A 17603-nucleotide genomic window follows, 5' to 3' on the forward strand; every position below is an offset into this window, starting at 1 on the left:
CTGCAATATTTATCTATCGCACGCTTCCCCGCTTAGAGTCCGAGGTGCTCTGATGTAGATACATGTGCCAAAAACACAGCGGTAGATTGATTTTTAGCACTTTGGGATTAGGCTAAAAAGGTGCCATTGAAATACCGCTCCAACTAACAGGCAGCAGATATGTCTTCCGTTCCCCATAATGTCCAAGACCCAGCAAAGCGCCTGGGTTCTGCTATTGATAGTGTATTGTCTGAAAAAGAAAGCTCCGCAGATTTCGTACTGAAGCACCTGTTGGCGTCCGTCAAAGAGCGGATGGACTTTGAAGTGTCTTTTATTTCCGAATTCGTTGATGGACACAGGGTCTTTCGTTATGTGGAATCAAAGGCGGATGTGGACATCGTTTCTGTAGGCGCGAGCAATCCTTTAGACGAGAGTTACTGCAAGCGTATTGTGGATGGTACGCTGCCGGAACTTATCTGCAACGCGCAAGATAACCTGTTGGCGTTGCAAATAGAAGCGACGCGCGCTGTGCCCGTTGGGTCACATGTTAGTGTGCCATTAAAGTTTTCAGATGGGCGTGTGTTCGGCACTTTCTGTGGGTTCAGTCGGGTGCCGAACTACAGTCTTTGTGACAAAGATCTAGGGTTTATGCGCGTTTTCGCAGATATCGCGGCGATAGTTATCGAGCAAAGTCGGGATGAGGAATTGCGCCGTCAAACCTTGCATGAGCAAATTCGTGCACTTGTCCACAACAAGAAAATTGACCTGAATTTTCAGCCTATTTTCGATGTGAAAGCAGGTAGGACCGTTGGTTACGAATGCCTCTGTCGTACAAGAGTGCACTTTCTGCCAATAGAAAAGCTCTTTCAACAAGCAACAGCGATAGGCTTGGGTGGATTCTTAGATAGCCATATTATTGCGAAGGGCCTGGAATATCTTCGTCAGTTTGAGCGAGGGCAGTATCTGAGTTGTAACGTCTCACCTGGGTTGGCGTGCACAGGGGAGCTTGCGCACATATTTTCCGGAATCGATGACCTAAGTAATCTGGTGTTAGAAATTACTGAGCACGATGTAGTTCGAGACTACTCAGCGATTGGTGCGATCCTGGCACCGCTGCGAGATCGGGGGGCCCGGCTGGCAGTGGACGACGCTGGTGCGGGTTACGCCAGCCTTCGGCATATTTTGCTTTTGAAGCCAGATATAATAAAGCTAGATATAAGTCTGATCCGCAATATTGATCGCGACTCCGATAAGCAGGCACTTGCTTCGGCGTTGGTTGAGTTTTCGCACAGGTGCCAGTATCAACTGATTGCTGAGGGCGTTGAGACTCGAGAAGAGCTTAGAACACTACGTCACTTGGGTGTTACCTTGATTCAGGGCTATTTGATCTCTAAACCTTACCCTTTTGCGTATTTTTCCACCTGGGATGCTCCGGTTCTGGATTAGTTGTGCTTGCAGTAAATTGCTTGCTATATAAAAACCGTACTATAGATTGCTAGATGTTAGGTAACTAGGTTTCGCACAGTTGTTTCATCTTTTGTCATATCCTTTCCGCTAACCGATCTCATTAGTTCTTCGCGGCTTTCGTAGTGCGCTGGGACGCTGGTGGGCAAACATCTTCGTTGGCGAAAGCTCCTCCGAAAAATTCCCTTTATCCAATAATTAAAGAAGAAATGAGCGCCAATAGGCAGGTTAGTTGACCTGGCATCAGCTGGACCTTTGATGTCACGGTTAGAGGCTGTGGCTTGTTCCTTTCACTTTGTAACGATTTTCATGTTGACGGTGATTTGTACAGGGGGATCTGCGTGTGTGCGTACATTAAGAGGAAATATAAATGTGTTAACGAGGGGGTACTTTGAGTGGTCACGAGTTAGTAAAAATTATAATAGTTTTTTATTATGGGTTTGGCTCCGTTTGTGAGTGAGCCAATCCATTGTCCGCGAGTGCGAAATTGGCATTTTCAAGTATTGATTAAATAACGGTGATTTTTTAAATGGAAGCGCCGTTGTGTATGGCTGAGCTATCTGTAAAAATTCGCGTGCCAACCCTCGGGATACTTCATGCGAAGTGGGCAGCCGATACGCTGCTTCAACGCTTTAGATCGAGGGCTGGCTTAACTGATTGAAACTAAATACTATTTGCGGATGAATTTAGTGTGTAATAAGCGTGTAACTCAATAGCTAAGGTCATCTATTGAATTAATTTCTGCCGGGCTATAGTCAAAGCCCATCCAGGAGAACAAATGCATCTGCGTATACAGCAAAAAAGGGAAACTCGCCAGGTACTGGTACAACTCGAAAAAGAGGGGCAGATTATTGCGTACCACGTAGATGCATTCGATTCCCCCCACAGCAAAGCATTACGCCAGGCGTTTGCCTCGTTTTATGCTGATGTTCCGAGTGACCCTGAGCCAGATAAGACTGTGCTGAATATTGCCGAAAAGCTCATCTCCGGTGGGCAGCGGTTGGCTGATAATCTGTTGGGCGAGGATCATGAATTAATGAAAATCGTCCAAGAAATAGAGCAGGCAGGGTTTGCCAAATTGGAAGTCTCTATTGATTCTGACGATTCTGATTTCTTTGAGGAATTTTGGGAAACTGTAGTGTTGCCAGATACGAAGTATGTGCTTTCGGCCAGCGTCAGCCGATTTTCACGGACCAACTCTCAGTTATACGGTGAACCTGACTCGGAAATCGAGTTAGGTTTAGTCGCCAATGATCCAATGTCCGGCCAGCTCTCATCGCTTCTGGGTGAGCAAGCGCGGGACCCTATTGATTCGCAGACGTCTGCCATGCGCGTACTGTGGGTAGTTGCTCAGTCGGGCGGCGCTGTGGATACCAACCATCTCAGCCAAGCTGTTGGCTTCGCTAACCGCGCGGTTAGCGAAGGTGGTAACCTTATTTATGAATTGATGCTGAATCCGTCGCCAGAGGAGCTGAACAACAGGCTGCAGGTCTTGGAGAAGCCCATACATATTTTGCATTACTTCGGTGATGTTTGCATTGGTGAGGGTAATATCTATTATCTGGTTAACGATCAACGCCACGATTTACTAGGCGTACTCCAAGCATGTGGATCTGCATCTTTGGGATGTGTTGCTATGGATGTACGTGAGTATGTGAACGAGCAAGGTCTTGCAGTACCACATCAACGCGGTTTTCATGCGATTACACAAACCGCTTGCCGGGCCTATAAGGGTAATATACTTGGCCTTTCGCAAGCTGTGCTGCCGCAATTTTCAAGCGTGGTGTTTCACTCGGTTTATCGTGCTTTAACCCTTGCGGTTGAACTGGGGCAGGCCGTGGTCGAGGCGAGAAAAGAGTTACAACGCAATTCCCTGGACGAATCATTTAATCCATCACCTGTGCCATTCCCAATGTGGCCGCTACTTCTGCATTTTGGTCAGCAGAAGGTGCGATTTTTTCGGCAGGGCGACTCCCAGATTAGTGACACCCCTGTTGGCTGGGGAGCGCTTAAAGAACGAATTTTCGGCTTTGATCTTGAACGACTTTCTGCGTGCGCTGGAAATACGAGCGATAATGTTGCACTTCCTGTGGCGGATTACTGCCAAACACACGGTGGAAAAGTCGCTATCGTCGGTTCTGAGGGAATGGGAAAGACGTATACCGCGCAACGTGTTGCGGTCTATTTAGCAGCCGCAGAAAAAGTCGACTATGCCTTCTATTTTTCCTGCCAAAGGTTTTCGTACGAACTCGCCGACATCATTCATATGACCGCGGGGGTACTAGAGGCAGGTGCAGAGGATACGGATAACTTCGCTGAAGCACTTGCACAAAAACGCTGTTGCTTTGTGTTCGACGACTTTGACTTGCATCCGGTTTCTCACGATGTGGTGAATTTACTGGAGCGATTCAATCAAATCGTTATTACCGCCGGAAAAGACGTATTTTCGGAAGATTACAAGTCATTTCAGCTCGCTGGATTAATTAATATTGACCGAAGATTGATTGCTTGTGAATCAATTCGCGTTGCTCAACTCTCTCAACAAAATATATTTGCGCCTGCGATGCAGGTTGCCGAGCGTTGCGGTGGAAATCCGTGGTTGCAGAAAAAACTAGTTCCGGAACTCTCGCTGTATTCTGTCGAGGAACTATTAACGCGATTGACGGATTATCCTCACGGCTCTGTTAAAGAAGGTTTTTATCAGCAATATTGGGCCACTCTCACCCAAAATGAACAGGTTTTTTTCTCTCTTTTAGCACAATCGCCCGCGGTTTTGATGGAAATGCTAGGCGCTGTAATCCAGCAAAACGACAGCTACTGGCACACTTTCTGTGGAGAAGAATCTACGAACGAGAATTATAAAGCTTGGGTTGATAAGAATTATCAGCATGGCTTTCTCCGCCGCTCTAATCTGGGACATATGCTCGGGCGTGATGAAATCGACTTTATCGTGGCTCAGCAAGCTCAAATTGATGATGAGCACGCGGTTTTATTTAGTGGTTGGGTATGTGAATCGCTTTGTTTTCTATCGGGTAGGGTGAGCCAGCAGAATAACAGTGAGATATTAAATTACCTGGTCGTAAATAGAGCAGATTGGGTATTACATCTCGAGCGGCTTTGGCATAACTATAAATTTCCTGAATTTTTCGGCGTTAAGAATGCAATCGAACGGTTGTTTATGCCAGTCGGGTTGGTACCCGAGCTAGCAACTTGGTGCTTGGAACTGCTTCACCGCCATCCGCTTCCCGATCGCGATTATTCACAAGACCACGTTGTCGCATGGCTCGCGCTTGCTGCTGAGTTGAATAGGATGCCACCTGAAATAGACGTCGAGTGGATTGCTACAACGGCTGAGCGCTGTCGCACAAGCTATTCGGAACTAGATGCGACAGCTTCAACTAGTGCGCTGCCGTATTTCCATCAATTGGCGACATTTTTATTAGCGTACTACGAACGTAATACATTCTGGGCAGAATGCATTATGGTAGCCGAGCGGGCACTAGGTGTGTATCGCTATTATGAATCCTGGCCAAGGGTTGTTGCCTCATTGAAAGCACTGGTTCGGTTTCATCGTGCATCAGGCGACAAAGAACAGGCCTGGCTTCTTGAGGATCAACTACTAAATGATGTTCCTTACGAAGACGCGGAACCCGGCTTTAAACTACAACAACAGATCGAGATTTTACTCTCGCAGGTAGCTGCAGAAGAGTTTGAACGGGCGCACAAACTGTTATACGAAATCAAAGCGTATCAAGACGCTCCTCCACATTTGCAGGATCTTTTGATAAACGTGGAGTGCGACATCGACTATGGGATGCAAAATTATGAGGCAGCTTTACCCGTAATGAGCAAACTTTGGTCACGGGCAAAAGCGGCTTCTCAAGATGCGCAATTAAAAGAACTGCAGCAAAAACTAACAGTTATAAAAAGTGTGTTAGGCGAAGGCCGTTTTAATGAAATCCTGGATAAAGCGGATGCCGATGGCGACAAGCAGCACGACGAGAATCTAACCCACTAGTGCTATTATCCAATGGATAATCTGAAGTTTTTCGCGATACATCGCTGACGGATTTTTGGTGGGCAAAAAACTTCGGGGATCAGTTGGAAATGGGTTAGGAACAGCCTTGAAATTTAGACACCCAAAAAACGCGATGCCCTATCGCTTGCGCGACCGAACCTAGTCAAGAGCCGGCAGAGTAAGAAAGGTTGCGAGCATATCGTCCGGGAGCGATGCGTATTGCGCATAGAAGTTGCATCCGTTTGGAAGTGAGGGATGCGGGCTGTTTATTACGGTCAGCTGCAGTCCCTGTGTGGCCGTATCAATGCTAGAAATCTCTACGGCATCGAAATCAAAATAGGCTTGTACAGTTGGAAATGCGGCTTTAAAAAAGCTTTCTTTGGCTGAAAAAGCAATGGTAAACCAGTAGCCGAATTCCTCAGGCTCTGTTGCGAATCGCCTTATCTCCTGGGCATTGATTATTTTGTCTTTAAGACTGTGGGCTCGTTCGGTGTCGATCTTTTTTTCAATGTCGATGCCAACCCCTCTAAGTGTGCTAGAGGTCGTTACCACGGCGACGGCCCGATCGTTGGAGTGGCTGATCGAACCGAGGACGTGTGCCGGCCATATTGGGTTGCGCATTTTTCCTGAAGAAATATCTTGGGGCTTTAGTTTGAGTTGCTCCAGCGCTGAGAACGCGCATAAACGCCCCGCCAGATATTCTGCTTTGCGCTTAACAACAGCGTTTTGAAGTGAGGGCGGTTTCGACACACCATACGCAGCGTAGAGGCTGTCTTGATAGTGATTTGCGTCGAACTTGCAGTCGCACCAGGAGATATCGGTGTCCATCCAAGGGCGAGTGGACTGGGAGATTAAAAAGCCAGAGGTCATATTGGTCAGTATGGTTTGTAGTGAGGTTTGAATATTACTTTGCTGATTTGATTTCAGTGAAGCGTTTGCTATCCGCCGGGTTGGATTCAGTCTGACGTATAGTTGGTGAAACTTGTAAATTGTTCACGTATTACCGGTGATACTTATCCTTATTCGCCGGGTGTGGTGCAGGCTATGATAACAACTATTCATAGCATGTTGAATCGACAACCCTGATTTAACTTGGAGTTAACTAATGGACAGACAACTTGTGCTCAATGCTCTCGTAAAAGCAATAAAGGATGTATCACCCTATGCACGGGAGGAAATGGAAGGGTGGGACGAGCACCGCCTGGAAAATGCTTACCTGGTCGATCTCGGCGTGAGTTCTATCGATTACTGCCAGATAGCCAATATCGTGATGGAGCAGTTAGACGTTCACTGCTCGATTGACGTATTCGTACAAGCAAACAATATTCGTGACATAGTTACCTTATTTTGCAGTTTGAACTTTCCTCATAGCCACAAAATGAGTGAAACCAAGTCGCAGATTAATTTTTGAATGTCTGATTGGATCAGGTTTTCAGCTGCACAAGTGTATTTCATGGGTAACATCCGTTGTCGAGCCGCCCATCGGTAAGAACATCACACGCTCTGTGCATCTGAAAAATCTAATTGAATGGCCAAAAATTATTTGAGTTAAGATTCACTTCATTGGCTTGCAGCTTTTACTTGAACAGGCCCCTTGTCACACTCTGTGGAGATTATGGGTTGGCACCTAGAAAATAGACGGCTATAACACATGAGTAGGAGCTAGGAAGCGGCTACATTGATGGTTCAGTAGTACTCGCTGTGTGGCAACGCATCCGGCGGCTTGTCCTTTCGATTTCGTGAGTTCAATCTGCAGCGCTTTTCATGGCCTGCTTTGCTTGGTGATGGACAACATCTGCTAGCCTTTTAATAAGCCCCCTCTACATAGAAAACTGTGCGCTTTCTTTCTCTCTTTTTTTTCCTCCCCCAATCCCGATCCATTCAACTCGGAAAAAAAGGGCTAGGCGAGCGCAACCTACTGAACTTATTTTGAGCTGTCGCCAGATGAGAAAAACCTCGCTAAGCACTTTTCCTTTAAAAGTGTTTGGGTTCCTGTTTAGGTCGGTTCAACGCATATGCTCAGATGTAAGCCTTCAATCTGCCTGCTTTGCTGCGCAACTTTGAAAAACCGGTCTTTGAAGCTATTTGTTAGGCTTAAACTAGGCTTTTTCGCTTGTTTATGTTTAACTCTGCTTGGATTCATAACAACACTTACTGCCCGCTAAAATTACGTTGCCATGCGCTTATTCGCCCTTTCTGATATCCACACTGATTTTGAGGAAAACGAGTCCTGGCTGGGACAACTTTCTAAAGTCGATTACCTCAATGACGCGTTAATTTTAGCGGGAGACGTATCGGATTCTATCACCAGAGTTGAGCGCTGTTTTGAGCAGGTGTGCAAGCGTTTCGAGGTGGTTTTTTTTGTGCCGGGTAATCACGATCTTTGGGTTAACCGATGTGGTAGTGAAAACTCAATAAAAAAATTTGGCCTGCTGAAGTCTATCTGTAGACAGTACGGTATACAAATTTCGCGATCTCACATAGGAGCGACAGAGATTATTCCACTTTTGGGGTGGTACGATTACAGTTTTGGATCGCTTACGATAGAGCTGCAGCGCGCATGGATGGATTTTAGAAATTGCAGGTGGCCGTCTGATTTGAGCACTACTTCAGATGTATGCGAGTACTTTCTCTCTCAAAATTCACTTGAAAGAAGTACTGCAAAACGAGTGGTCACTTTTTCACATTTTGTACCAAGAATAGATTTAATGCCGCACTATATACCTCCACGTCATCGCGTCGTTTACCCCGTCCTAGGAAGTTTAAGAATAGACGAACAATTACGAGAACTGGGCTCGTCAGTTCACATATACGGCCATAGTCATGTGAACAGAGATCTGCACTTGAACGGCGTAAGATACATTAACAATGCTCAGGGTTATCCGTCAGAAACCTGGATTGATAAGCGTCTACAGTGTGTAATCGAAGATCTCTAATTGGGAAAAGTGATTCCCCGTTCAAAGTATAGCTATAGCATGCTCTGTTAATGTCTAGCTAGAGGTCGGCATACTAGCGTGGAAGCGGTGATTTCTGTTTTGGCGAACTAAAAAACACCTGAAACAGGCAACGGATCTTCTGTTGGTTGAGTTAAAATAATTCGTTAAACGTTCAGTAGTTCTGTCAAAGATGCTGCCGATCTCAGGTTCCTTCAGAATCCAACCGATTTTACATTTCTATTTGAACTGACTTCTGGTTGGCTAATATTTTTTCCCATTCCTCTGGAGTGTAAGCACGAACCGAAAGTGAATGCAGTGCTCCTGATTGCAGTTGATCCGTAAAAACTTTTAGAACTTTTTGTTGACGGGCGAGTAGTTTCTCACCTTTGAACGCCTGACTGACGACATTAAGTGTAAAACTGCAATCGGCACCTTCTGGTTCAACCGCAGCATCGGGCATTGCCACTTTAACTAAATCGATAATTTCCTGCTTTTCCATGTTGTTCGCCTCGGGTTCAAGTTTGGGGAGAATACTTACGCAAAATTGGCATTTGATTTGTGCATTTAATTTGAAGGTATACGGTATCTACCGCAGTGCGAGCTGTGGTTTGGGTACAATACATTAGGGAGTAGAGCGCTCAGGCGGCGGAAACGAGTTCGGTAGAAAGTATTCCCGGAAGCGTCTCTGCTGGCAAAGAAAGCTGCCGCGATAGCCTTCCAGATAGAAGCTAACGCGGCTACAAGGGGCTTAGCTGGCTTTTTCTTCGACTTCATCCAAGAGAAGATCCAGAGAGCCATCTTCTACCATCTGTAAAACGATGTCGCATCCACCCACGAGTTCGCCTTTTACAAAGAGCTGAGGGAAGGTCGGCCAATTAGATACCTTTGGCAGGCGCTCCCGGATAAAGGGGTTTGCAAGTACATTTACGTAAGCGAAATCGTGGCCAGTTTTCTTAAGTGCAGTAACGGTAGCGCCAGAAAATCCGCACTCGGGTGCTTCCGGAGTACCTTTCATGTACAACAGGATTGAGTTGCTGGAAATCTGTTCGCGTATCTTTTCTTCAGTAGTAGCCATGTTTTTCTCCTTAACCTCTGGGTTTATAGTGCAACTGCCGGTGTCGCAATTAAGTTGTGATTCTGTTCGTCTCCACCAGTAGCGTGGAGTCGAAGAAGAGAATCGTCACAAAAATAGTTTGCCAGCAGGTTAAAAATATCGTCCATACCTACGGAATAGTTCAGCGGTGTAAAGCCGTGAATATTATGATTATCCACCTCAGCATCGGCCTTGAGCATTAGTTTTACGCAGGCAATACATTGGCTCATGCACGCATACCAGAGTGCGTTATTACCTTCACAGTCAGCCAGGTTAGGGTTAGCGCCGGCATTGACCAGCTCCCTTACAATCTCTGAATCTGCGCTTCTCGCCGCAATCATAATTGCTGTCCGGTTACAATCGTCAATTCGGGCATTGATATCGCCACCGTCGTAACCTTTACTATCAAGCCAATTTTGTAGCTTTTCACCGACCTGAAATTCACTGCTGATGTGGTGACTCCAGGCAGAGTAACCGCCATCTACGCTGTAGGTTTGCTTAAAGCCGAAATCTGCAAACATACGCGCGATATCCTGACTGCTATTACCGTGATAGCAGTAGATCAAAACAGGACAGGTTTTATCGGTGTTTTTCATTATCTTGCGCAAATTTGCATCGGTGAGCAGTTGCGCGCGAGGATGATGGCTTTCTTGGAAGCTGCGTTCGTCGCGGATATCAAGCAACAGCGCCTCTGGGAAGCGGGCAAGTATCTGGTCTGCTTCATCGACTGAGATACGCTTAAAATGGTTCATACTTCCTCTCCAAAGCATTCATCGTAAGTTGGACATGTTTCACAACTGGGCGACCGGCATACGAAATGGCCACCTGTTTCACAAAGTTGGCGATAAAGAAACTTTTTCCAGCGCATGTTTGCGTTGTTCTTCTCCGCAAGGTCGGGAAAATTTTCCACAAACATTGCTCTCAAGCTTTCCCGGTTGACTAGCCCCAAGTCTCGCCAAAGGTGATCACCGCCCATACATCCTGCGGCAATTATCTGTGCTAGCCAGGCTTCAGAGGCATGTACACCTTGGGAATTTTGAACCAGGAGTTCGGTCAACTCTCCGAACTCCTGGCTGCGCAATTCCAGTAATTCCTGGCGGATCGCGTGTTGTTCACGGAAGTTACCAGGGCTGTCGATCATTCCTCTGATAGCAGAGAAATAGGTTTCCAACATGGTTTGGTAATCTTCGTCCCTTAACCCTAGGGTATAAGGCAGGCAGCCTTGGCCCGTTCTCTGCGCTATCAAGATGGTGGCAAGAAAACCTTGATTCGGTAGTGGCCCTTCAAGCTTACTGGAAAAAAAGCCCGCACTGCTTAGGCTGGTTTCAGGCGCATTCATTAGTCGCATTCTCCCTTTTGGGGGTGTGAGCAGGATTCAATGCCTTGCGTACTCGCGTAGTCGCCTGATACGCCAAGTATCTCCGCAATGTATGGCAGGTCAAATCCAGCCCATTTCAAATTGCCGACCTGAATTAGCGGCCTGCGAATGAGAATCGGTGAGTTCACCATCATAGCGAGAGCTTCGTGTTCTGTTACTTGCGTTGGATCAATCTCGCCGTCTTTCACAGCAGGAGCGTTGGGATTAATCCATTCAACTACCGGTGTACCACTGAAAAAAGGAGCCAGGCTCAGCGGATCCCATGCATATTCGAGAATGTTTTCAGTGGTAAAGGGAATCCCGGCCGCGCTGAGCAACTTCTTCTGCTTGGCGTTGGATATACAGCCGGGCTTCTCAAAGAACACCAGTGTTTGCATTAGCGAGCCTGAATCTCGTTCATCGCCTCAGCGAGAAGTTCAGGCGGAATACCTGTAAGCGATCCCGGTGGGTTAAACGCTAGACCACCCGCATCAACAATACAGTTTTCTATTGGGCAAATGCTGGCACATTGAGGGTCGGCGAAATCACCTTCACACTCAGTACATTTTTTGGCATTTACCTGCATATGCTTGCCGCCTTTGGCAATTGCTTCGCTTGGGCACACATCGACGCAAGCCCAGCAGCTCACGCACAAATCAACAATTTCAACAGCCATGAGAAACTCCTGAGGTTGGGCGCAGGCTTATGCCTGCGCTTTCATTGCAACGGGATGTTCATCGATTTTGCCGGTGGTAATCATTTCTTCATATACCGCCATAACCGCTTCTTCGATGGGCTCCATCGCATGCTCTCCGTTTGGCACAATGCCAGCGTCTTCAAGCATTCCCCAAGGCTCAAAACCTATTTTCGAACAGAGGACTGCTTCACAACCTTTGAGTGCACGAATAGATCCGTCGAGTGCGCTTTCTTTTTCGCCGCAGGTGTCGTTGCCAATACAGTATTGGTCTACTTTACGGTGACTAATAAAGCGAACTCCGTTGGGTGATGCTTCGTAAACCAGGAACTCGGTGGCGTGGCCAAAATGCTGATTTACGATACCGCCGCCAGCAGTTGCGACCGCCATCAGCACTGGACGGGTGTCAGCGGGGATAATCGGCTCGTTAGATGGGATAGACATGCCGGCAATTTGAGTGCGCTTCTGGTGCTTCTCGTTCAGCTCTTCAATAATGCCTTGATGGATAACAGCGCGTTTTTGCATAGCGGCTTCGTAATCGATTTCCATTTCTTCGATTTTGTCCATGGTGAACTCTTCACCGCGGTCTTCACCAAGCAGACCAACCGCATCTGCGCGACACTGGCGACAATGACGCATCATGTTCATATCGCCCGAGCATGCGTCCTGCAGATTTTGCAGTTCTTCTGGTTCTGGAGAGCGCTGCCCCATTACTCCGTAGAAAGTGCCATGTTCGGCTTCTGCGATTAGAGGCATTACGTTGTGTAGGAATGCGCCTTTCTGCTTAACAATCCGACTGACTTCTTTCAAATGATCGTCATTTACGCCAGGAATCATTACCGAGTTAACTTTTACCAGAATGCCGCGTTCAGTCAGCATTTCCAGGCCTTTTTGTTGTTGTTCGATCAGAATTTTTGCGCCTTTAACACCACGGATACGACGGTTGTTCCAGTAAATCCAGGGGTAGATTTTTGCACCGATCTCTGGGTCTACAGTGTTGATCGTAATAGTCACGTGGTCGATATTGTGTTTCGCCAGTTCCTCAACTGATTCAGGCAGAGCCAAACCGTTTGTTGATACACATAATTTGATGTCTGGCGTTTGCTCACTCAGCATACGGAACGTGGAAAATGTTCGCTCGGGGTTGGCAAGGGGGTCGCCAGGGCCAGCGATACCAAGTACGGTCATCTGGGGAATATTTGCGGCAACTGCGCGCACTTTCATAACCGCTTGTTCTGGTGTAAGCAGCTCTGAAACCACACCTGGTCGAGATTCATTCGAACAATCATATTTGCGATTGCAGTAGTGACACTGGATGTTACAAGCAGGGGCAACAGCTACGTGCATACGTGCAAAGTAGTGATGTGCTTCTTCGGAGTAGCAAGGGTGGTTCTGAACTTTGTCTACGATATCTTGCGGAAGATGAGACAGCTGATCGTCGGTGCTTCCGCAGCCGCTTGATGAGCAGCCGCCGCCGCTTTCTTGTCCAATAACTTCGAGTTCCATAACGACTCTCCAGTTAGGGTAGCGTGACTTTGCGCGTCTACCCGTGAGCTAAAAGGATATTCACATGGTATTTAGCAATCGTTATGCCGTGATTATAAGTATCTGATTTAAAAGGATAAATGTTCTATTTTGAAAGGTTTTTTGTTGGTCTCCATACAAAGCGTGAGGTAAAGCTTGTATGGTGTACGACACATCCTTGTGTCTATGTGACGCTACATCGCTGGAGTACGAACAAACGGGGTATTCTTTTCGCTCAGGAAATTGAAAGCGAACGAAGTCCACCCGGTCGATGACGACAAAAAGGTATTGCGTACCTGGGTTAAATCTTGCGGACGTTGATATTCAGCGTTTGAATACGATAAGCAATTTGACGAGGTGTCATACCCAAGAGGCGCGCTGCTTTGGCTTGAACCCATCCAGCCTGTTCAAGTGCTGCAATGACTTTTTCGCGCTCATCCAGGTTTTCATCTGTCAGATCTGTTGGCGGAATATTGATGTGGGATGGATGAGGGTTAACTTCCTGGTTTAAGCCCGTCATTGAAATTGCGTCGCAGTCGACACTACCGTCTTCGCTCATAATCGACGCCCGTTCAAGACAGTTTTCGAGTTCTCGAACGTTCCCGGGCCAGCTGTAATTCATCAGCATTCCAATTGCTCTATTGGTCAGGGTTAGGGTGCGATTTTGTTTGTCTGACAGTTTGGAAAGTAAAAATTCAGCAAGCTCAGGAATGTCAGCACGCCGTTCGCGCAATGGAGGTATCTTGATAGTCATTACGTTTAAACGGTAGTACAAGTCCTCCCGAAATTTGCCTTTTTCAACCTCAGCTTCCAGGTTGCGATTGGTGGCCGCTACGATGCGCAGATCGACGCGGATTGTCTGGGTTCCTCCAACGCGTTCAAACTCCCCCTCTTGCAGAATTCGCAGAAGCTTAGCTTGAAACATGGGAGAAATCTCACCAATTTCGTCTAAGAAGAGCGTACCGCCGTGGGCTTGTTCGAAACGACCTTTTCGCTGTTTGATCGCGCCGGTAAACGCGCCTTTTTCATGGCCAAAGAGTTCGGATTCCAAAAGCGTTTCTGGAAGAGCCGCACAATTTAACCGCACATAAGGCTGTTTAGCACGAGGCGAGTTGTAGTGAATTGCACTGGATATAAGTTCTTTACCTGTGCCCGATTCACCGAGAACCAGTACGGTACTATCCCATTTTGCCACGCGTCGTGCTTGATCGAATACGCGTCGCATAGATGAGGTATGGCCGATAACCATATTCTCGAAGCCGAACTTGCCTCGAACTTCCCGTCTGAGCTCATCTCGCTCGCTGGCTATTTCTTCGCCCAATTCGACATTTATTAAAAGCCGTACTGTTTGCGACAGCAGATGAGCCACGGTCTCCATAAAGCGGGTACGTTCGTTGAGTAAATCATCCGCAGGTGTGTCTGGCTGAGCCGCGAGAACGCCGATAATAAGGCCTTCGTTGTTTTCAATCGGAACACCAATGAAGGGCAGTTCGAAATCGTACAGTGCCAAGCGGTCGAGGAAGTTCGGCTCCGCTGATATGCGGCCAAGAACAATCGGATTACCGTGGCTTAGGATGCGGCCAATAATCCCTTCACCACTACGGTATTTAACATTGCCGACTTTTACGTTGTCGCCGTCCCCGCTATAAATGGCTGACACTTGTACGGCACTGTATTCTGGATCACTGATGGAGATGAGCCCGTGCTGCATACCGGCAACTTCATGGAGTACCTGCAGCACTTCCTGAAATGTTTTTTCAATATTATCTGAGTGACATATGATCTGAGAAATGCTACTAACGGCGAGCATTTCCTTTTCAAGAAGTTCGGTGCGCGTAACCGACTTCGGCGGAGAGAGCACAGAATTTTTCGTATTCATCTTTAACATTGTCTCTGCAACTTGTTTTTCACGCCTAAGGGATCGTCAACTGAAGGTTTTACCCATCAGCAGTAAGGAATTTCTACGACCATGCAGCAACCAGGAGTGTGTTTGTTGTTTACCGTAACGGTACCTGCGTGTTCCAGTATTGTTTCCTGTACCATGGACAAGCCCATACCTCGGCCACCTTTGTGTGGTGTCTTGGTGCTGAAAAAAGGCTCAAAAATTTTAAATCTTAATTGCTCTGGTATGCCGGGGCCGCTGTCAATAATTTCTACGCGCACCACATGCTTATCTGAAGACGTGCGAATTATCAATTCGCGATTTACGATGTGGCTATCGCTCATTGCTTCTATCGCGTTGTCTACTAAATTGCGGAATGCGCTAACCAGCTTGCCTTCCCTGCTTGCAATTGTCGGTAAATACTTTGCAGGCTGCCAATCAATAACGACACCATGCGCCAACAGCTTTTGGGTACTTAGGGAAATAACATTGCGTACAACTTCATTAATATTGACGGGAATTTTTGTCTGTTCCTGGCTTACAGGCAATGACGATATAAGGTTTTCGAGTGCTTCATTGCCTGCCGTTTGTGCGTCCCGCAACGCTTGCAGTACGGGATCGTCCTGACTAAATTTTTCTGGGCGCCGCTCGAGCATAGTAAGTGCGGCGCCAATAAGGTTGACGGGCCCTTGTAAGCTGTGAATAGCCCCGTTAAAGGTTTCGCGCGTCGCATGCGCGAGCTCTTCCTCTGCAATGAGTGCCTTGAGTGCGTTGAGCTGTGAATCCTGCTGTCGTTTGCGAAACTCGGTGATGTCGTCGATCGTCAGCAAATTGTGTTGCGATTCTGGCTGATTAAAAAAGCCGCCAGGGTTCTCATCTTCAAGCGTGATAGCTGTACCATTACAGACATACCACCGCTGGTTGGGCCCGCCTTCAGCAAAAGTGACTTCATGGCTATGGAAACCAATGCCGTCTGCCTTTAGAGTCGCGTAGTCTTCTCCCAGCAAATGGAACAATATCTCCTTTGCGTCTTCGAGTGACTTATCTGGCGCGAGGTCTGTCACCAGTTTCTGAAACGTGGGATTCATTAATATAATGTTACTGGCTTTATCTAATAAAGCTATGGCAATAGGTGACGAATTAATTACAGTGGAAATCATTTGCGACAGGTTGTTCACCCGTTGCTCGAGTTCGTGCAAATCACTGGAGTCGCGATGCATTCCCAAATAATAAACAACGTCTTCCGCCTCATTAAGAACGGGCGCGACAGAAAGCTCAGCGAGATAGAGAGATTCGTCTTTGCGGCGGTTTACCAGTAATCCCGACCAAGTTTTTTTCTGCAGTAATCTTCCCCACAGGGCTTGATAGGCGAGCCGTGGTGTAGTGTGGTTGGAGAGAATTGACTCGTTTTTGCCAATCACCTCATCGCTGCTATAACCCGTTACTTTGCTAAAAGCGCGATTCGCGTAAAGAATATTTGCCTGCAGGTCTGTGATGGAGATTGCCACGGGGGCATGTTCCACCGCTTGATGAAATACCTCGGGGGAAAGGTCCGTATTGCTGATACTGAAAATTTTGTTTTTATTTGAAGCGGAGTCGAGGGAACTACTTAAGTCATAAGAGGCTTCTTCTTCGGCGCCGGTTTTTGCTGATTGCGACTCTGGTGTTCTCATAGCAGTGCGTTCCGGAATTCGAATATACGATGTGAGTTATTTGGCGCTTAAATCATTTTGTTGCATCCATGAATGCTTGGCACCATCCGTATCAGGAACAGCAATAAATGTGCCGGGCGACAAATCGCCCGGAAAGCCGTGATTGAAATGTGACAATGCGCTGTATTGTTGCCTAGCCGACAAAATATCAGTGCTACATAATTTTTATTTTGTCGTTAATGCGACAATTTATCGCCTGTGATAAACCCCAGATTTAGGCGTTTTCACCCAACCTAATTAAGCTAGATCAAAAAAAACGTATCTAAACTGACAAACTAAGCGGGCCAAAATCCCGTGGCACACAAGATGCATCGCCGCTATCAAGAACAATTTTGTAGCGACGGGGATACATGACGATGGAGTATATCAGCCTGCTTATTGGTACCGTCTTGGTGAATAACGTGGTCTTGGTTCGGTTTTTGGGTTTGTGCCCATTTATGGGTGTGTCCGGAAAGTTGAACACTTCCATCGGCATGAGTGCCGCGACGACATTTGTCATGACACTCGCATCCGGCTGCAGTTGGTTGTTGGAGGCGTATGTATTGCAGCCTCTGGATATCGGTTTTTTGCGGATACTTTCGTACATCCTGGTTATTGCTGGTGTCGTTCAGTTTACTGAAACCGCGATCAAAAAATTCAGCCCTGCTTTGTACCGTTCGCTGGGGATTTACCTACCTTTAATTACTACTAACTGCGCGGTTCTCGGTGTACCGCTTATAAGTGTGCGCGAGCAACAAAGCTTTCTTCAGGCGTTGGTATTTGGTCTTGGCTCGGCTTTGGGGTTTTGTCTGATTATGGTGATATTCGCAGGCATTCGTGAACGACTTCTACTCGCACAGGTTCCAAAGGCTTTTGCCGGGCCTCCAGTGGCGCTTGTGACTGCGGGCTTGTTGGCGATGACCTTTCTCGGATTTAGCGGCTTGGTTAAAGGTGTGTAATTTAAG

Annotated in this window: 15 protein-coding genes; 5 read left to right on the top strand and 10 right to left on the bottom strand. The window is 47.1% G+C overall.

Annotated features, from left to right (window positions below):
• Window positions 1–159: 159 nt before the first annotated feature.
• Together TERTU_RS06670 and TERTU_RS06675 are read left to right on the top strand one after the other, a co-directional pair.
• Window positions 160–1425, top strand: a complete 1266-nt coding sequence (locus TERTU_RS06670) for a sensor domain-containing phosphodiesterase (RefSeq protein ID WP_015817844.1) — start codon at window positions 160–162, stop codon at window positions 1423–1425.
• Between the two features lie 796 nt (window positions 1426–2221).
• Window positions 2222–5461: an NACHT domain-containing protein gene (locus TERTU_RS06675; RefSeq protein WP_015818816.1), complete on the top strand. Its 3240-nt coding sequence runs from the start codon at window positions 2222–2224 to the stop codon at window positions 5459–5461.
• Between the two features lie 159 nt (window positions 5462–5620).
• Here TERTU_RS06675 and TERTU_RS06680 read toward each other — a convergent pair whose 3' ends face one another.
• Complete coding sequence (locus TERTU_RS06680) at window positions 5621–6331, bottom strand: 4'-phosphopantetheinyl transferase family protein (RefSeq protein ID WP_228378282.1); 711 nt, start codon at window positions 6329–6331, stop codon at window positions 5621–5623.
• Between the two features lie 235 nt (window positions 6332–6566).
• Here TERTU_RS06680 and TERTU_RS06685 point away from each other — a divergent pair, with 235 nt between their 5' ends.
• Together TERTU_RS06685 and TERTU_RS21245 are read left to right on the top strand one after the other, a co-directional pair.
• Window positions 6567–6872: a phosphopantetheine-binding protein gene (locus tag TERTU_RS06685; protein WP_015819415.1), complete on the top strand. Its 306-nt coding sequence runs from the start codon at window positions 6567–6569 to the stop codon at window positions 6870–6872.
• Between the two features lie 766 nt (window positions 6873–7638).
• Window positions 7639–8397, top strand: coding sequence for a metallophosphoesterase (locus TERTU_RS21245; RefSeq protein ID WP_015816789.1), 759 nt, complete (start codon window positions 7639–7641; stop codon window positions 8395–8397).
• A 229-nt stretch (window positions 8398–8626) separates the two neighbouring features.
• On the opposite strand, the gene TERTU_RS06690 is transcribed toward TERTU_RS21245, so the two are convergent.
• The 9 genes from TERTU_RS06690 to nifL all read right to left on the bottom strand — a co-directional run bounded on the left by TERTU_RS06690 (window position 8627) and on the right by nifL (window position 16620).
• Window positions 8627–8896 carry a BolA family protein gene (locus TERTU_RS06690; protein WP_015820517.1) on the bottom strand — a complete coding sequence of 90 codons (270 nt, stop codon included), beginning with the start codon at window positions 8894–8896 and terminating at the stop codon, window positions 8627–8629.
• 249 nt (window positions 8897–9145) lie between these two features.
• Window positions 9146–9472, bottom strand: a complete 327-nt coding sequence (gene grxD / locus TERTU_RS06695; RefSeq protein WP_015817230.1) for a Grx4 family monothiol glutaredoxin — start codon at window positions 9470–9472, stop codon at window positions 9146–9148.
• A gap of 23 nt (window positions 9473–9495) precedes the next feature.
• Window positions 9496–10242 (bottom strand): ankyrin repeat domain-containing protein, encoded by a 747-nt coding sequence (locus tag TERTU_RS06700; protein WP_012779309.1) that lies wholly within the window; start codon window positions 10240–10242, stop codon window positions 9496–9498.
• The gene (locus TERTU_RS06705; RefSeq protein ID WP_015818508.1) at window positions 10239–10829 is read right to left on the bottom strand and encodes a nitrogen fixation protein NifQ; all 591 of its coding nucleotides are present in this window, start codon (window positions 10827–10829) and stop codon (window positions 10239–10241) included. The genes TERTU_RS06700 and TERTU_RS06705 overlap by 4 nt, the downstream gene beginning before the upstream one ends.
• A complete protein-coding gene (locus TERTU_RS06710; protein ID WP_015819235.1) occupies window positions 10829–11245 on the bottom strand; it encodes an ArsC/Spx/MgsR family protein in 417 nt (138 codons plus the stop codon). The genes TERTU_RS06705 and TERTU_RS06710 overlap by 1 nt, the downstream gene beginning before the upstream one ends.
• A complete protein-coding gene (locus tag TERTU_RS06715) occupies window positions 11245–11523 on the bottom strand; it encodes a 4Fe-4S dicluster domain-containing protein (RefSeq protein ID WP_015819691.1) in 279 nt (92 codons plus the stop codon). Before TERTU_RS06715 ends, TERTU_RS06710 begins: the two co-directional genes overlap by 1 nt.
• A 27-nt stretch (window positions 11524–11550) precedes the next feature.
• On the bottom strand, window positions 11551–13047 hold the full coding sequence (gene nifB / locus TERTU_RS06720; RefSeq protein ID WP_015820366.1) for a nitrogenase cofactor biosynthesis protein NifB: 1497 nt from the start codon (window positions 13045–13047) through the stop codon (window positions 11551–11553).
• A gap of 319 nt (window positions 13048–13366) precedes the next feature.
• Window positions 13367–14944, bottom strand: coding sequence for a nif-specific transcriptional activator NifA (gene nifA / locus TERTU_RS06725; protein ID WP_018013627.1), 1578 nt, complete (start codon window positions 14942–14944; stop codon window positions 13367–13369).
• A 65-nt stretch (window positions 14945–15009) separates the two neighbouring features.
• Window positions 15010–16620 carry a nitrogen fixation negative regulator NifL gene (gene nifL / locus TERTU_RS06730; RefSeq protein ID WP_015820457.1) on the bottom strand — a complete coding sequence of 537 codons (1611 nt, stop codon included), beginning with the start codon at window positions 16618–16620 and terminating at the stop codon, window positions 15010–15012.
• A gap of 395 nt (window positions 16621–17015) precedes the next feature.
• Between nifL and rsxA the strand changes: the two genes are divergently transcribed.
• Window positions 17016–17597, top strand: coding sequence for an electron transport complex subunit RsxA (gene rsxA / locus TERTU_RS06735; protein ID WP_015817194.1), 582 nt, complete (start codon window positions 17016–17018; stop codon window positions 17595–17597).
• The last annotated feature ends 6 nt before the right edge of the window (window positions 17598–17603 follow it).

This window comes from Teredinibacter turnerae T7901 (assembly GCF_000023025.1).
GTDB classification, from domain to species: domain Bacteria; phylum Pseudomonadota; class Gammaproteobacteria; order Pseudomonadales; family Cellvibrionaceae; genus Teredinibacter; species Teredinibacter turnerae_B.

What these genes read in the sequence shown, in the direction of transcription:
- TERTU_RS06715 (WP_015819691.1), bottom strand. Translation starts at nt 11,523, where the DNA reads ATGGCTGTTGAAATTGTTGATTTGTGCGTGAGCTGCTGGGCTTGCGTC.
- TERTU_RS06710 (WP_015819235.1), bottom strand. Translation starts at nt 11,245, where the DNA reads ATGCAAACACTGGTGTTCTTTGAGAAGCCCGGCTGTATATCCAACGCC.
- TERTU_RS06670 (WP_015817844.1), top strand. Translation starts at nt 160, where the DNA reads ATGTCTTCCGTTCCCCATAATGTCCAAGACCCAGCAAAGCGCCTGGGT.
- nifA (WP_018013627.1), bottom strand. Translation starts at nt 14,944, where the DNA reads ATGAATACGAAAAATTCTGTGCTCTCTCCGCCGAAGTCGGTTACGCGC.
- nifL (WP_015820457.1), bottom strand. Translation starts at nt 16,620, where the DNA reads ATGAGAACACCAGAGTCGCAATCAGCAAAAACCGGCGCCGAAGAAGAA.
- grxD (WP_015817230.1), bottom strand. Translation starts at nt 9,472, where the DNA reads ATGGCTACTACTGAAGAAAAGATACGCGAACAGATTTCCAGCAACTCA.
- TERTU_RS06690 (WP_015820517.1), bottom strand. Translation starts at nt 8,896, where the DNA reads ATGGAAAAGCAGGAAATTATCGATTTAGTTAAAGTGGCAATGCCCGAT.
- TERTU_RS06705 (WP_015818508.1), bottom strand. Translation starts at nt 10,829, where the DNA reads ATGAATGCGCCTGAAACCAGCCTAAGCAGTGCGGGCTTTTTTTCCAGT.
- nifB (WP_015820366.1), bottom strand. Translation starts at nt 13,047, where the DNA reads ATGGAACTCGAAGTTATTGGACAAGAAAGCGGCGGCGGCTGCTCATCA.
- TERTU_RS06680 (WP_228378282.1), bottom strand. Translation starts at nt 6,331, where the DNA reads ATGACCTCTGGCTTTTTAATCTCCCAGTCCACTCGCCCTTGGATGGAC.
- rsxA (WP_015817194.1), top strand. Translation starts at nt 17,016, where the DNA reads ATGGAGTATATCAGCCTGCTTATTGGTACCGTCTTGGTGAATAACGTG.
- TERTU_RS06675 (WP_015818816.1), top strand. Translation starts at nt 2,222, where the DNA reads ATGCATCTGCGTATACAGCAAAAAAGGGAAACTCGCCAGGTACTGGTA.
- TERTU_RS21245 (WP_015816789.1), top strand. Translation starts at nt 7,639, where the DNA reads ATGCGCTTATTCGCCCTTTCTGATATCCACACTGATTTTGAGGAAAAC.
- TERTU_RS06685 (WP_015819415.1), top strand. Translation starts at nt 6,567, where the DNA reads ATGGACAGACAACTTGTGCTCAATGCTCTCGTAAAAGCAATAAAGGAT.
- TERTU_RS06700 (WP_012779309.1), bottom strand. Translation starts at nt 10,242, where the DNA reads ATGAACCATTTTAAGCGTATCTCAGTCGATGAAGCAGACCAGATACTT.